General features: G+C 43.9%; 13 protein-coding genes. 6 read left to right on the forward strand and 7 right to left on the reverse strand.

Translation table 11 applies throughout. The features are described 5' to 3' along the window. Positions 1 to 8 precede the first annotated feature (8 nt). Positions 9 to 665, forward strand: a complete 657-nt coding sequence (gene rpe / locus HQ29_RS05155) for a ribulose-phosphate 3-epimerase (RefSeq protein ID WP_036791855.1) — start codon at positions 9 to 11, stop codon at positions 663 to 665. A gap of 15 nt (positions 666 to 680) precedes the next feature. After that, on the forward strand, positions 681 to 2279 hold the full coding sequence (locus tag HQ29_RS05160; RefSeq protein WP_036868041.1) for a ComEC/Rec2 family competence protein: 1599 nt from the start codon (positions 681 to 683) through the stop codon (positions 2277 to 2279). On the opposite strand, the gene HQ29_RS10595 is transcribed toward HQ29_RS05160, so the two are convergent. From HQ29_RS10595 to megL, 4 genes are all read right to left on the reverse strand, one after another. Then, entirely contained in the window at positions 2263 to 2403 is a 141-nt protein-coding gene (locus HQ29_RS10595) for a YccF domain-containing protein (protein ID WP_081964622.1), read from the reverse strand. The two genes, HQ29_RS05160 and HQ29_RS10595, sit on opposite strands and share 17 nt — an antisense overlap. 247 nt (positions 2404 to 2650) lie before the next feature. Next, positions 2651 to 3271, reverse strand: coding sequence for a response regulator transcription factor (locus HQ29_RS05170; RefSeq protein ID WP_036791865.1), 621 nt, complete (start codon positions 3269 to 3271; stop codon positions 2651 to 2653). A gap of 36 nt (positions 3272 to 3307) precedes the next feature. After that, complete coding sequence (locus tag HQ29_RS05175) at positions 3308 to 4006, reverse strand: hemerythrin domain-containing protein (protein WP_052079414.1); 699 nt, start codon at positions 4004 to 4006, stop codon at positions 3308 to 3310. A 1276-nt stretch (positions 4007 to 5282) separates the two neighbouring features. Further along, a complete protein-coding gene (megL, locus tag HQ29_RS05185) occupies positions 5283 to 6479 on the reverse strand; it encodes a methionine gamma-lyase (protein WP_036868045.1) in 1197 nt (398 codons plus the stop codon). Between the two features lie 110 nt (positions 6480 to 6589). On the opposite strand from megL, the gene HQ29_RS05190 reads away from it, so the two are divergent. The 4 genes from HQ29_RS05190 (at position 6590) to HQ29_RS05205 (ending at position 12101) form a co-directional block, all read left to right on the forward strand. After that, entirely contained in the window at positions 6590 to 7969 is a 1380-nt protein-coding gene (locus HQ29_RS05190; RefSeq protein WP_036791873.1) for a tyrosine phenol-lyase, read from the forward strand. A gap of 222 nt (positions 7970 to 8191) precedes the next feature. Then, entirely contained in the window at positions 8192 to 9739 is a 1548-nt protein-coding gene (locus HQ29_RS05195; RefSeq protein WP_036868047.1) for a DUF4301 family protein, read from the forward strand. Between the two features lie 26 nt (positions 9740 to 9765). Next, the gene (locus HQ29_RS05200; RefSeq protein ID WP_036845933.1) at positions 9766 to 11565 is read left to right on the forward strand and encodes an aminopeptidase P family protein; all 1800 of its coding nucleotides are present in this window, start codon (positions 9766 to 9768) and stop codon (positions 11563 to 11565) included. Positions 11566 to 11582: 17 nt separating this feature from the next. After that, positions 11583 to 12101, forward strand: coding sequence for a gamma carbonic anhydrase family protein (locus HQ29_RS05205; protein WP_036791880.1), 519 nt, complete (start codon positions 11583 to 11585; stop codon positions 12099 to 12101). 572 nt (positions 12102 to 12673) lie between these two features. Here the strand turns inward: HQ29_RS05205 and HQ29_RS05210 are convergent. Genes HQ29_RS05210 through HQ29_RS05220 form a run of 3 tightly spaced genes read right to left on the reverse strand, consistent with a single transcriptional unit; the run spans position 12674 to position 14905 of the window. Continuing rightward, positions 12674 to 13573, reverse strand: a complete 900-nt coding sequence (locus HQ29_RS05210; protein ID WP_036845936.1) for a hypothetical protein — start codon at positions 13571 to 13573, stop codon at positions 12674 to 12676. 25 nt (positions 13574 to 13598) lie between these two features. Beyond that, complete coding sequence (locus HQ29_RS05215; RefSeq protein WP_036868049.1) at positions 13599 to 14114, reverse strand: dihydrofolate reductase; 516 nt, start codon at positions 14112 to 14114, stop codon at positions 13599 to 13601. Next, a complete protein-coding gene (locus HQ29_RS05220; protein WP_036863820.1) occupies positions 14111 to 14905 on the reverse strand; it encodes a thymidylate synthase in 795 nt (264 codons plus the stop codon). The genes HQ29_RS05215 and HQ29_RS05220 overlap by 4 nt, the downstream gene beginning before the upstream one ends. Between the last annotated feature and the right edge of the window lie 7 nt (positions 14906 to 14912).

The following is a 14912-nucleotide window of genomic DNA, read 5'->3' on the forward strand; positions in this document are numbered from 1 at the left end:
AACATATTATGAATCGCAAACGTATAATATCTCCTTCTTTGCTTTCTGCGGACTTTCTTCATCTGGCTGATGATGTTGCCATGCTCAATAGAAGCAAAGCGGAATGGTTGCACTTGGACATTATGGATGGTGTCTTTGTCCCTAATATTTCCTTTGGAGTCCCGGTGGTAAAAGCTGTAAGGAGCATGACATCAAAGTTTCTCGATGTACACTTAATGATAGTAGATCCCACTCCATACATCTCGGTTTTTAAGAGTGCCGGTGCAGATATGCTCACCGTGCATTATGAGACTTGTTCGCATCTTCATCGAACCCTTACTGCAATCAAAGAACAGGGGATGAAAGCGGGTATTGCTCTGAATCCGCATACACCTGTGGCTTTGCTGAAAGATATTCTCCGAGAAGCGGATATGGTACTTTTGATGTCCGTAAATCCGGGATTTGGAGGACAGAAATTTATAGAAAGGACTTACGATAAGGTCAAAGAGCTTCGTGAGATGATAGATGCGCAAGAACTGAATACTCTTATCCAAGTGGATGGTGGAGTCAATGAAAAGACCGGAGCACAACTCATCTCTTGTGGAGTGGATGTTTTAGTTGCCGGGAATTATGTCTTTGCGGCAGAGAATCCTGAGGAGAGAATAGAGACACTGCTCTCTTGCTAAGTATCGGAACAGCAGATGACTCCGACAAGATATGCTTCCAGACCGGCGTATTTCCTGCTATCGGCTCTGGTTGTTGCGCTCGTTTGGGTCTACTTTTACGCTTCAAGAGTCTCTTTGCCGGTTGTAGCCGCCATTGCATTTGTGGCACTGACGGCAGGGATTTATATTAGCTCAATATCGGGTAGAAGAGAAAAAGATCCGGAGAGTACTTTTCCTTGGGATAGGGAAGAATGCTCTCCGGATCTTCTTTTTGCTTTTAAGTATGCTTCCCCTTGGATTGTTGCACTGCTGTGGACAGTGCTTATGATGGCATTTGGCATACTCTATGGTTATCGTATCAATAGTCCGTCGGGATGGGATCAGAGTCGTAAGTATATCATCACAGAAAGAACGCTGAACCGGAAAGGGGCAATCACTCTCTCCTTGATGCCATTTTCGGAAAATATTTTTCTTCCTCGAAAAGTCTACGCAACGGTTAGAGGCAGCTCTTCGGCAGATTTACCTCTATATACCAAAGGGGATGCCGTAACCCTTTTATCTTCTCCTCACGATCTTTTTGGCAAGAATGCACCGGAGAATAACTCTTTCTACACCTACCTCAAAGGGGAAGGCTATTTCCGGTACGCATGGTTAGATAAGTCTGAAATCGTTGCTGCCGGAAAAGAAAAAGCCGGAGAGAGCATCAGAGATAAGTTCGAAAACTACAGAGAGAAAATCATCTCCCGAACGGAAAAGGCTCTTGGCGAGATACTATCTCCATCGTCACGCTCTCTCTTCTACGCATTATGCTTAGGGTATAAAAATCAAGACTATGACGATGTGCGTCGTTCATTTGAAGCATCGGGAGTGGCACACGTCTTGGCTATAAGCGGATTTCATCTTGGCGTTATTGCCTCTTGTCTGCTCTGGTTGCTCAAACATTTATTGCCCCAATACCGTCATCGGTCATACCGTTATCTTATAGCTTTACCGCTTCTGCTCTCCTACACGCTTCTCACGGGAGCTTCTCCATCCACTGTGAGGGCTTTCGTGATGATTGCTTTTCTGCTTCTTTATAAGAGTTTGAACAGGAGAGCCGATGCCGTACAAATATGGACGGGAACTGTTGTTGCGATTCTCATGGTAGCCCCTTACTATATTTTCAATATGGGATTCCTTCTCAGTGTCTTTGCTGTCTGGGGCATACTTCACTTTTATCCTTTTTGCAAAAAGATTTTGAAGCCCGAACATCCCATATTGGTCTATTTGTTCAATATTCTGTGGATTTCTATCACAGCTCATTTGGGTATTTGGGCATGGCTCGCATACTTTACCAATCGTTGGAGCCTGGTCTTTCTCTGGAGCAATATTCCGGTAACGCTACTCGCTACCATCGCTATCGTATTGGGCTTGTTCCTCGTGCTTTCTTTGCTCTTTCTTCCTATTCTATCTCCCATTATAGGATTGGGAGTGAATCGGGTACTGGAAACCCTAACGGCTGTAACTTCTTACTTTGCTTCTATTCCCGGACTTGATGGAGAGCTCATGATTGGAATACCTGCCCTTTTACTCTATTACTCAACACTCTTTATCCTTTTCAGCCTGTTGCAAAAGCGGTTCAGATACGCGAAGTGAACGATGCCGTTACAAAGGTTTTCCCAAAAGGAACAAGCGATAACTCGATAAGAGCAAAATGTTTTTTGCTAAGCGGTATGCCTATGATTGTACAAAAGAGAAAAATACCAAATGTAATGTGAATTGCCTATATGATCCGACCCACGCTAAGCAACTCCAAAAACATTGCCTAGACGGCTAAAAAAAGAGAAGTTGTCCTTTGAAACTACCTTGTAAGAGTACGGAAACAAGATATGAGAGACTATTCTCAAGCACTGCGATCCCAAGCAATACCGATTCATGGATACGCAAGCCAATATTCCTGTAAACAGATATTCCAGAACCATAATCCACCCTCCGAAGATCAAAAAATACATTCCGGAGAGAGGATATTATGAGTTCGGGTCGATGTTTTGCTTGATATCTTTAAGCTCCACAAGCTTGTTCACTATCGCATAGATTGTGAGACCGGCAGGGGAGTGTATCTGTAGTTTTTTCGCAATGTTACGCCTGTGAGTGATGACCGTATGGGTTGAAAGGAAAAGCTCATCGGCTATCTCCTTATTGGTAAGTCCTTTCACGACGCATATCACAATATCTTTCTCTCTTGGGGTGAGTACTTGTTGCTCTTCATTGCTCTTCTTCTCCTTTTCTTCCTGTTCAAACAGGCGAGAGATCTTCTTCTCTATCTCCTCTTCCGTGTCGGTGAAAAGGATGGATGCATCATAATATTTGGCTTCAATAGATTCTCCCGGAAGCCCTCCTACCACTACGAAATGAGTGTGGGGGCAAGAGGTTTGCTCTTTAAGGGTTTGTACCATAATCCCTCCGATGATAGAGGAAGAGACCAAAACCAAATCGGGCTTTTCTGCCAAAAGGACTTCCCCCAAAGTTTCGGGGCTGTGAAGAACGAAGTAGTGCGATTTGGCTAGTATCTCTACTCGTTTTATAGTATTCTCCAAGCCTATGCGAAGAAGAGGATATGGGATGGCTATGACTATTTTCTTTTGCATGTCAGGAGTTTCGATTTTATGTTCAAAAATATAGATTTATACTAAACTATCCGACATCTCTTCTTCTAGCTTCGCCACTGCAGGTATAAAGACATGATCTTCTACATGGTTGTGGTCATAAAGTTCTATCTGACATGCAAAAATATCGTATAGTACGCTGTGAAGTTTATACCCGCTTTGTGTTGGGTAGTATTTGATAAGAATATTTTTCAGCTCTTTGATCTTAAGCTCTATCTGGTCGTGTTTCTTGCGGAATATATCTATATTGTACTTGCTATCTTTCTCTCCATTTATCAGCTTCGTTGCATAAGGGAATACATATTTGTCTTCATAACTCATGTGTTTACGTACTTCGTCCTCGTATTCATCGAAGAATTTGATAATGACATACACGACATCTTGGGGAGCTTCTTCGAGGGCATTCAGCAGCTTGCTCCTTAGCTCCGGAAGGCGGTAATGCAGGAAGTAGTCGTGCGAATTGCGTAGATAAACAATAAGCTGCGGTATGGATATTCTTCTATGCAAATCCATATTGTCTCCCGTTGTACGAGAAGAGAGGTAGTGTACCACGTAGAGGAATGTCTCCAGATCCACGCTGTTTTCCCTGCAGACCTCTGCGATGCTTTTTTCTCCCACACCCAAAGGGATGCCAAACCTGTTCATCAGCAGAAGCATATTGTAGTTTTCGCTGATCAGATCTGCCATTTTACTACGACCATTATATATTGTCTTCATTCTATATGTCTGTATTTATATCTTTTATACTGCGAAAAATATTTCGTCTAACTATTTCGTATCAAAATTACAATATATGGTCGAGATTAGCAATGATAGTTTTTAGGTACGGATTTTATTCAAAATCAATATTATTAGGTATTTGCATATTTTATCATAGGAGATAACTTTGTCAGCGTAATAGTAATACAATAATCGCTTTGCCAAACATAGGCTGAACTAACTAAATATGTCCCTTCGTGAGGACAAGTGGAGATTCCGATGATGGAGCACTCCCGCAATCGCGAGCATATTTCCTGACACAAAGGAACCATACTAAAAGTGATAAATACAAATTTTTGTCGGGAGTCTTTTGGGAAAAAGGCTCCCGACGCCTTTTATCCGACAAAGGTATAAAGAAAAAGTGTTGCTATTTATATTTTCTCGTTTCAGTTTTCAGCTCCCTTTTGTGGAGCTGTTTTTATATATTCCATACCGCAGAAATGTGTCCATTTTTGCGCTCTCTATTTTGATCGGAGGGGGCGTTTTCAGAGCACGACCGAACTGTTAAATTCAGGCTGTTTTATTAACACAAATTCCGATACTCGTTAAGCCCAAACAGTAAACGAGCATATTTTGTCGGCTAAACGTGTTTAATTTTTCAATGAACACGTTTAGTGATTTCATTAAACACGTTTACCGGATTCGATTAACGTGTTTAGAATTTTTGATTACTTGCCTGGTTATTAGTGTTTTAGCTGTTTTGTCCCCTTTTTGGCTGTTTTTAAGCATAAAATTGCATTAGGATTTGTTTACAGAGGTGGGTGTTAAAATTTACGCTTATTAACGCGAAAAAGCCCCATCAAACGGACTGAAGAAAAATTTTTTCTCAGATTGGGCTGGTTTTATAATCTGTTGATATGGTGTGTTTTATCTTCATTCTTCTTCTTTTTGATAGGAGAAGAGAGGAGACGAGAGGGGAAAGGAGAGCCTGATTTCCCTGATTCGGATTTATATAAAAATTTCGCTCTGAACGGCATATTTTCTTTCTCGTTTTCGGAAGATACGATTATGGAAAGAGGCTTCTTTTTATATCTTCGTCATTGCTTGCCAATCCGTCGGTTTTTTGAGATAAAATCCATCAAGGAAGAAGAGGGATCCACAAACAACAAGCTCACAGCAAGGAGTGTTGCTGTGAGCTTGCATGGAGGAAGGAGTTCCCATTGAGTTATGATTTTCATCGGGGAGCGTTTTTTCCCTTATCATAGTGTCTTCGCAATGTGGCTGTTACTGCCTATTAAAGCGCATCCAATCCTTGCTTGAGATCGGCTATGATATCTGCTGCATCTTCAAGACCAACGGAGAGTCTTACCAGCCCGTCCGAAATATTTGCCATGACTCTCTCTTCCGGTGTGTAAGGGGAGTGGGTCATGCTGGCAGGGTGTTGGATAAGTGTTTCTGCGTCTCCAAGACTTACTGCCACTTTACACATCTGCATCGCATTGATAAGTTTCTTTCCGGCATCCATTCCACCTTTGAGCTCAAAAGAGATCATACCTCCGGGAAGAGACATATATTTCTTTACCAGATCTCTTTGAGGGAAACTTTCGAGCCCTGGATATGAGATGGATGAGACCTGAGGATGCTTTTCGAGAAACTCGGCAACCTTTTGTGCGTTTGCACTATGCTTTTCCACTCGTATCGGAAGAGTCTTCATACCTCTGTCTATAAGGAATGCGTCAAATGGGCTGAGCGATGCACCGGTAAGGTCTTTCACTCCCAATAGTCGTACCTGATTGATGTATTCCTCTTTTCCGACAACAAATCCGGCTATGACATCTCCGTGTCCGTTAAGATACTTGGTGGCAGAGTGGATAATGATGTCCGCACCATGTTCCAATGGACGACAGATGTAAGGGGTACAGTAAGTGTTATCCACCATCACCTGTACGCCTTCTTGGCGGTGGGCTATCTCTGCCACGGCGGCAATGTCTATCATATCCATATTAGGGTTTGCAGGGCTTTCAAGATATACCACTTTGGTATTCGGGCGCATTGCTTTGGCAACCTCTTGCGGGTCTCTCATGTCCACATAAGTTACTTCTATTCCGTATCTGGACAGACCGTGAGTGAAGTAAGCATGTGTACAGCCATAAAGAGTCCTGTGTGCCACAATGTGATCTCCGGTCTGTACCAGTATCCAAATAGCAGAAGTTACTGCTCCTATACCTGATGCGGTGGACATTGCTGCCTCTGCGCCTTCGAGCAGAGCAAGTTTCTTCTCCACTTTGGTGCAGGATGGGTTTCCTAATCGAGAGTAAATATATCCCGGTTCTTCCAAGGCAAAGCGAGCTCCTCCTTGTTCTGCCGAGTCGAATACAAATGTTGAGGTTTGAAAGATCGGTGTTGCAAGTGCTCCGTAGGCATTTTTTTCTGATCCTCCGTGAATAGCTTTTGTTGCAAAGCCTGCTTTTTCGATTTTTGCGTGGTTCATATTTCTTCTGTAAGTATTAAGTGATTTTCTCTGTAAGAGACTGCTAAGATATGAAATCTTTGTGTATATTTGTCCAGATTCATTATTAACTATTTCAAATTATTTCTATTATGGATTTAAAAAACTTCCCTGCAGAACCGTTTAGAATAAAGGCGGTAGAAACCGTGAAGATGAATACACGTGAAGAGCGTGAACGTGTAATCCGTGAAGCAGGGTACAATACTTTCCTTATCAACAGTGAAGATGTTTACATCGACCTGCTTACCGACAGTGGAACAAACGCAATGAGCGATAAGCAATGGGCAGGTATGATGATCGGTGATGAGGCTTATGCCGGTAGTAAAAACTTCCATCACTTGGAGGCTACCGTACAAGAGCTTTTTGGTTTCAAGCATGTTGTGCCTACTCACCAAGGCAGAGGTGCGGAAAACTTGTTGAGCCAGATCGCTATTAAGCCGGGACAATATGTGCCGGGTAATATGTACTTCACCACCACTCGCTATCACCAAGAAAGAAATGGCGGTATCTTCGTTGATATCATCAGAGATGAAGCTCACGATGCCGGTCTTGAAATCCCATTCAAGGGAGATATCTGCTTGGAGAAGTTAGAGAAGCTTATTCAGGAAAAAGGCGCTGAAAACATTGCTTATGTTTGTTTAGCTGTAACGGTGAACTTGGCAGGTGGACAGCCTGTTTCCATGAAGAACATGAGAGCAGTGAGAGAACTTACACAAAAGCATGGCATCAAGGTGTTCTACGATGCTACTCGCTGCGTTGAAAATGCTTATTTCATCAAAGAACAAGAAGAGGGCTTTGCAGATAAAAGCATCAAAGAGATTGTTCACGAAATGTTTAGCTACGCAGATGGTTGTACCATGAGTGGTAAGAAAGACTGTCTTGTGAACATCGGTGGATTCCTTTGTATGAACGACGAAGAGCTTTTCCAAAGTGCAAAAGAATTGGTTGTTGTTTACGAGGGTATGCCTTCTTACGGGGGGATGGCAGGACGCGACATGGAAGCTATGGCTATCGGTCTTCGCGAAAGTATGCAGTTCGAGTACATCCAACACCGTGTATTGCAAGTGCGTTATCTTGGTCAGCGTCTTATTGAAGCAGGTATTCCTGTGATACAACCTATTGGAGGTCATGCTGTATTCTTGGATGCAAGACGCTTCTGTCCGCATTTGACACAAGACGATTTCCCTGCACAAAGTCTTGCTGCCAACCTTTACGTGGAAGGTGGTGTACGTGCAATGGAACGTGGTATCGTGTCTGCCGGTAGAGATGTTAAGACCGGAGAAAATCACAGACCTAAGCTCGAAACTGTTCGTCTTACTATTCCTCGTCGTGTTTACACTTATAAGCATATGGATCTTGTAGCGGATGCAGTGATCAAACTCTTCAAACACAAAGAGGACATCAAGGGTCTGCGTTTCGTTTATGAACCGAAGCAACTCCGCTTCTTTACTGCTCGTTTCGAGGAAAAATAAGACCGGAGAACCCGAAGAGTTGCAACAACGCAACATACTTAATCATAGAAGAGACCGCCTGAGCATCATGCTCAAGCGGTCTCTTTGCATTATGCTCTCTGGTAAAGTAAGAATAAGCAGAGGATAATGCCCGATAAGCTCTGTTAAGAACCGGTTTATAATTAGGTTTTCTTCTTGGTTCTGTCTATATTTGTAGGAGTGTAAAAACAGTAGAAACGACCTATGCAAATCCCTGATTACTTAACGCAAGAAGACTTGCTTCAGATCGAAGAGCAAGGACTCTCTCTTAAAGAAATAGAGAAGCAGATCAAACGTCTTACAAATGGCTTTCCTTATCTCAAGGTATTACGATCCGCCACGGTAGGAGACGGCATTACAAGACTGTCAAAAGAGGAACAGGTTAAGTATTTAGAGGAGTGGAGCAAGGCACAATCTTCTTCCGGGAAGAAGATTATAAAGTTTATTCCTGCTTCCGGAGCCGCATCTCGGATGTTTAAAGAGCTGTACGAGGTGCTTTCAAACTCTCAGGAGTGCAGCATGGAAGAGCTTCCGGATTCTGTGAAGTCGGTTCTGGATCAGATTCATCTCTTTGCATTTTTCGATGCACTCAATAGTGTTTGTCTGAAAAACGAGTTTAAGACCTGTACAAGAATGTTGGCACAGGGAGAGTATCGTAAAGTCATATCTTATCTGATAGAAGAAAAAGGGCTCAATTACGGAAATCTTCCGAAGGCTCTTCTCCTTTTTCATAAGTATAAGGATGGAAACAGAACAGCGGCAGAAGAGCATCTTGCAGAGGGAGCAATGTATGCAAAGGATCTTCAAGGCGATGTGCATCTGCACTTTACCCTTTCTCCCGAACACATAGCACCGTTCAACGAGCTGATGAATCAGAAGAAAACTCTCATGGAGGAGCACTATTCCGTAAACTACAATATCTCTTACAGCATCCAGAAAAAGGAAACGGACACCATTGCAGTGGATATGAACAATCAGCCTTTAAGGGATCCGAAAACGGGCAGACTCGTATTTCGTCCCGGCGGACATGGTGCTCTCATTCAGAACCTGAACGAAATAGATGCGGATATTATTTTCATCAAGAATATAGATAATGTAGTGCCCGATCATCATAAGTGCGAGACGGTGATTTATAAGAAAGTACTGGGCGGCTTCCTGGTCTTTCTTCGCAACAAGGTTTATCGTCTGATGGAGAGTTTGACCAAAGGACGCATCTCTCGTGATACCATCGAGCAGGCAAGAGATCTGCTTTATCGCTACTTCTCGGTGGATATAAATATTGAGGGACTGCATCCGGAAGATGCGGTAAGAATCATCCGCGAGAAACTCAACCGTCCCATTCGTATATGCGGAATGGTAAAAAATGAGGGGGAACCCGGTGGCGGGCCTTATATTATCGAGCATGAGGATGGAACCACATCTCTTCAGATCTTGGAAGGAACACAGATAGACACTTCCACAGAAGAGGGACGAGAGCTTCTTTTATCGGGTACACACTTCAATCCCGTAGATATAGTTTGCAGTATCAAAGACTATCAGGGAAAATTCTTTGACCTTACTGCGTTTATAGATGAAAACACCGGATTTATTGCGGAAAAGAGCAAAGGCGGAGAGAGATTAAAGGCTCTCGAACTTCCCGGACTTTGGAATGGCGCAATGGCAGGCTGGAACACCGCATTTGTGGAAGTGCCTGCCGAAACATTCAATCCGGTAAAGACCATCAATGATCTCCTTAGAGACTCACACAGATAGACAAGTACCAAACAAATTCAATAAACATGGACAAGCAAATCATTATAAACAGACTTTCTCGTTTAAGAGAAAGCATGAAAAAGGAAGGAATAGATGCCTACATCATTCCGAGTTCGGATCATCACTTGAGCGAATATCCCCCACAATGTTGGAAGGATAGAGAGTGGATCTCTTCCTTTAATGGTTCTGCCGGAACAGTGATGGTTACCGCAGATCATGCAGGATTGTGGACAGACTCTCGCTACTTTTTGCAAGGCTCGGAGCAGTTGAAAGGAACCACCATTGAGCTTTACAAGATGGGAATGCCTGCTACGCCAACCATTCCTGAATATATCAGAGATCATAAAGCCACTATCCGCAGAGTGGGATTTTTCGGAAAATCCATGTCGGCAGCAGAAGCATTGGGTACGCAAAATGCCCTTGCTCCTTACGGTATAGAGGTTGTGTGGGACAAAGATCTTATAGCACCTTTGCACGAAGAGCCTGCCACTCTCCCGATGTTTCCTTTCTACGAGCAGCCTCTAAAGTATGCGGGAATGTCTGTTGCAGATAAACTTTCTCTGCTTAGAAAGACTCTTCTTGCAGACGGAGCCAACTCTTGCATTATCACCATGCTTGATGAGATTGCCTGGCTTTTCAATGTAAGAGGTACGGATGTGCTTTACAACCCGGTGGGTATAGCTTATGGTCTTGTTACACCAAAGGCTGCATACATCTATACAATGGAGGGTAAGATACCTGCCGAACTGCAAGCCTCTCTATCCGAAGCCGGTGTAATGGTGCGTACATACAATGACATCTACAAGGATGTTGCCGGTCTTACGGCAGAAGAGGTGGTACTGCTCGATAATGCAAGAACGAATTACGCTTTGTTCAAATCCATCCCGGCGCACACACCAAGAGTGATAAAGACCTCTGCCATCACTCGTCTGAAAGCGATCAAAAACGCAGTGGAAGTGGAAGGATACCGTAAGGCGATGCAGCGAGACGGGGTAGCTCTCACTCGTTTCTTTATCTGGCTGGAAAAAGTGTTGAATGCAGGGGAAACGCCTTCGGAATATGAAATTGGAGTTAAGCTGGCAGAGTTCAGAGCGCAGGGAGATCTTTATGTGAGCGATAGCTTCTCCACCATTTGCGGATATAACGGCAATGGAGCCATTGTGCATTACAGCGCACAGAAAGATAGCTGTAAGAGAGTAGAGAAGAAAGGTATCTTGCTGCTGGACTCCGGCGGTCAGTACCGCGACGGAACTACGGATATTACCCGAACAGTCTCTTTGGACGGCAACCCTACGGCTCGTCAGAAAGCAGACTATACCCGTGTACTGAAAGGGCACATCGCTATTGCAAGAGCTATCTTCCCTCAAGGAACAAGAGGTTCGCAGCTGGACATCTTGGCGCGTAAAGCTCTATGGGATGTGTGTCAAAACTACGGACACGGAACAGGACACGGCGTGGGACACTTCCTCAACGTTCATGAAGGCCCTCAAAATATCCGTATGGACGAAAATCCTGCCCTTCTTGAGCTTGGCTGCTTCACCAGCAACGAGCCGGGACTCTACATTGCAGGAGAGTACGGAATACGTATAGAGAACCTTATCCTCTGTGTTCCATACAAAGAGACCGAGTTTGGCTCATTCTACGCGTTCGATACGCTCACAATGTGCTACTTGGACAACAATCTGGTAGATGTCTCTCTTATGACTCCCGAAGAGATCAAGTGGTACAACGATTACCAATCACAGGTTTATGCAGAGGTTAGTCCTTCACTGACCGCAGAAGAGTCGGCATGGCTAAAAGCCAAGACTGCTCCGCTCTCTGCTTGAGTAAAACATAGAAGAGTATGGCAATAGTACAGACCGTCAGAGGCTTTACCCCTAAGATTCCGGAGAGTTGTTTTCTTGCCACCAATGCGGTGGTTGTGGGAGATGTAGAGATGGGAGAGGGATGCAGTATATGGTTCGGGACTGTTTTACGCGGTGATGTAAACAGTATCAGAATAGGCAACAATGTCAATATCCAGGATGGCGCGGTGGTGCATACGCTCTACCAGAAATCTGTGAGCATAATAAAAGACAACGTCTCCATAGGTCATAATGCAATCATTCACGGAGCAACCATCGAAGAGGGTGCCCTTATCGGAATGGGAGCTATCGTTATGGATCATGCCGTGGTCGGATCCGGAGCAATTGTTGCCGCAGGCAGCGTAGTGCTTAGTGGCACACAGATCCCTCCCGGAGCGTTGTATGCAGGTTCGCCGGCTAAGTTTATCAAAGAGGTGGCAATAGAGCAAGCCACCGAAATGAATAAGAAGATCGCTGCAAACTATCAGATGTATGCCTCTTGGTATGGCGAGCAGTAAGCAGAGGTAACTCCTTAATATCAGCTTATAGGAAGCCATAACGGCTTCGTTTGTATAATCTCAACAGCCAATTATCGGAATCTGAATGATCCGGTAATTGGCTGTTTTTGTTGCGTCTGTTTGATCTCTTTTCGTCTTAAAAGAGGAAAGTTTTCAAAATAAAGCCGTTCAGAAAAATATTTGAACGTATTAAGAAAAGAGCGTAAAGCTATTCAAGAGTACAAAGCACGACTCGACCACCGGTTTTCATGGTTCGACTTGTACAAATCAACTCTTGATTTGTGATCATCAAGCCTTGACTCTCTTTTCTTAATCTGTTCAGGAAAAGATATGAAAGGGTTCGGAGGAGTTTTTATAAGGGTTCGGAAAAAGTATTCTCACAAAAAATCGGTAGCCATGCGCCTGTCTGTTTTTTGTTTTATCCCAAACCTGTGAAGTCCAAGAATATGGAAGCCGAATGTGCTTTAACCCTCTAAACATCATTTTATAGAAAAGCCTCGTCCCGATAACATTACAATAGTTATCGGGACGAGACCATTTCTTATTTGATTCGGTATTGAGAGCGCAGTGTTCTAACTGCTACTCTCTTCTTGAGACCGGAGTGTTTCTTTCTTTTTTGCTACGCTCTTGATCCATAGATATACCGCCAATCCAACAAAGAGTAGCAGGATAAGAATCATCTCCATGCGGTGGGAGAGTGGATCTGTCCAAAATTCTTTGAAAAACTCTACCCGTCCGAGAATTTCTACGGCAGTCCAAAAAACGATGACCGTGGCTATCGAGAAGCGAATATTGGCACCCCAGGATCCAAACTTCAGCTGCTTTTTGAACATGAATAGAGAGCCTATAAGACATACGGCAAACACGATCCAAGTGACGGGATGATACTCTCCTAAAAAGTGATCATCGTAGCAGAACATGAGCAGCAGATAGCATGACCAGAGCATCATATTGAGCTCCATGAAGGTTACGATAGAGGTATGTCTGGTCATCGGACGTACAACAATGTCGTTTTTCTTCCCTCTGAAAAGGACCCTTTGCCACCAATTGATGAAGTTGCATCCCGTCTTTACGCTGAACAGGTAAAGCACCATGAACATAGCCCATAGCCCAAAAGTGGCAGGAAGAATGAGGTATTCGGGTCTGGTAACCACCTCTCCATCCACGATCTCGGCTTGTACGCCAAAGCGTTGGGCATAGTAAACGAATATGAACTCTACCCATCCGGTCCAGAAGAGCAGTCCTCCAAAGAAGCCCCATAAAGTTTGTCTTGTATCTCCGGTTGCGAATACTCCAAAGATTACCATAAGAAGCCCGACAAACCCTAAAGAAAAAGAGGCATAGTGCAGATACGGTGGAACAAGCAGGTGTTCCATTATGGCCATGAGAGCATGACCAAGCGGCATGGTAAAAAGAACCATCAGGAAAGAGATGATAGACTTCCACCAATGTCTTGTAGTGTGTTGTGCCATTTCTTGTAATGAGTCCGTTGTGTAGTTATTGCTTGCGTGAGAATTTGCGGAATGTGATGTTGTAGTGATTTTTATCGTCTTTGGGGTGATGAATGGCAGATATTTCCGTCCAGTTATCCGATAGCGGAGGCATGAAAGTATCTGCTTGGTCGAAAGTGGCATCCACTTCTGTGATGTACAGTGTATCGGTCAGAGGAAGAGCTTGCTTGAATATGTCCGCACCTCCGATGAAGAACAACTCCTTTTCACCCTCGCAAACAGATATCGCTTCTTCTATCGAATGTACTATCTCACACGATGGAGCTGTATAATCTTTGGAACGAGTGAGTATGATATTCCTTCTTCCGGGTAATGCTCCATTGGGCAAACTTTCAAAAGTTTTTCGTCCCATGATGATAGGATGCCCTAACGTTGTCTGCTTGAAGAAAGCAAGGTCGGCACGGAGAGAGCGTCCCCAAGGCATATCTCCCTGTTGTCCTATCTCTCTGTTCAGCCCCATGGCTACAATCATCGATACGAGAGGGGAGTGTTCATTCTTCATACTGCAACGTCTCCTTTTATTGTAGGATGTGAGATGTAGTGTTCTATTGATATGTCTTCAAAAGTAAACCGATCCAACTCTTTTATTTCCGGATTGAGACGAAGGGTAGGAAGAGGATAAGGATCTCTGGAGAGCTGAAGCTTTACCTGCTCCAAATGGTTCAGATAGATGTGTGCATCTCCCAATGTGTGTACGAAGTAGTGAGGTGTCAGCCCCGTAACTTGTGCGACCATACAGAGAAGAAGTGCATAGGAGGCGATGTTGAAAGGAACACCCAAGAACAGATCTGCACTCCGTTGATAGAGCTGCAAGCTCAGTTCGTTGCCGGAAACGTAAAACTGGAAGAAGGCATGGCAGGGAGGCAACTTCATATCGGGAAGATCGGCAACATTCCAAGATGATACGATGATGCGTCTGCTTTGAGGATTCTCTTTAATATCTCGTACGGCTTCTGCAAGTTGGTCTATCTCTCCACCATTATAATCTCTCCATTTGCGCCACTGTTTGCCATAAATTGGTCCGAGATCTCCATTTTTATCAGCCCACTCATTCCAGATGCGAACATCATTGTCTTGCAGATATTTTACATTGGTGTCTCCTTTGATAAACCAAAGCAGCTCGTGTATGATAGACTTGAGGTGCAGCTTCTTTGTGGTAACAAGGGGAAATCCCTCTTTCAGATCAAACTTCATCTGATGTCCAAAGGAACTGATAGTGCCGGTTCCGGTTCTGTCTTCTTTTCGAGTTCCGGTATCAAGTACCTCTTGTAGCAGATTGAGATAAGGTTTCATGGCATGA

Source organism: Porphyromonas canoris (assembly GCF_000765975.1).
Lineage (GTDB): Bacteria > Bacteroidota > Bacteroidia > Bacteroidales > Porphyromonadaceae > Porphyromonas_A > Porphyromonas_A canoris.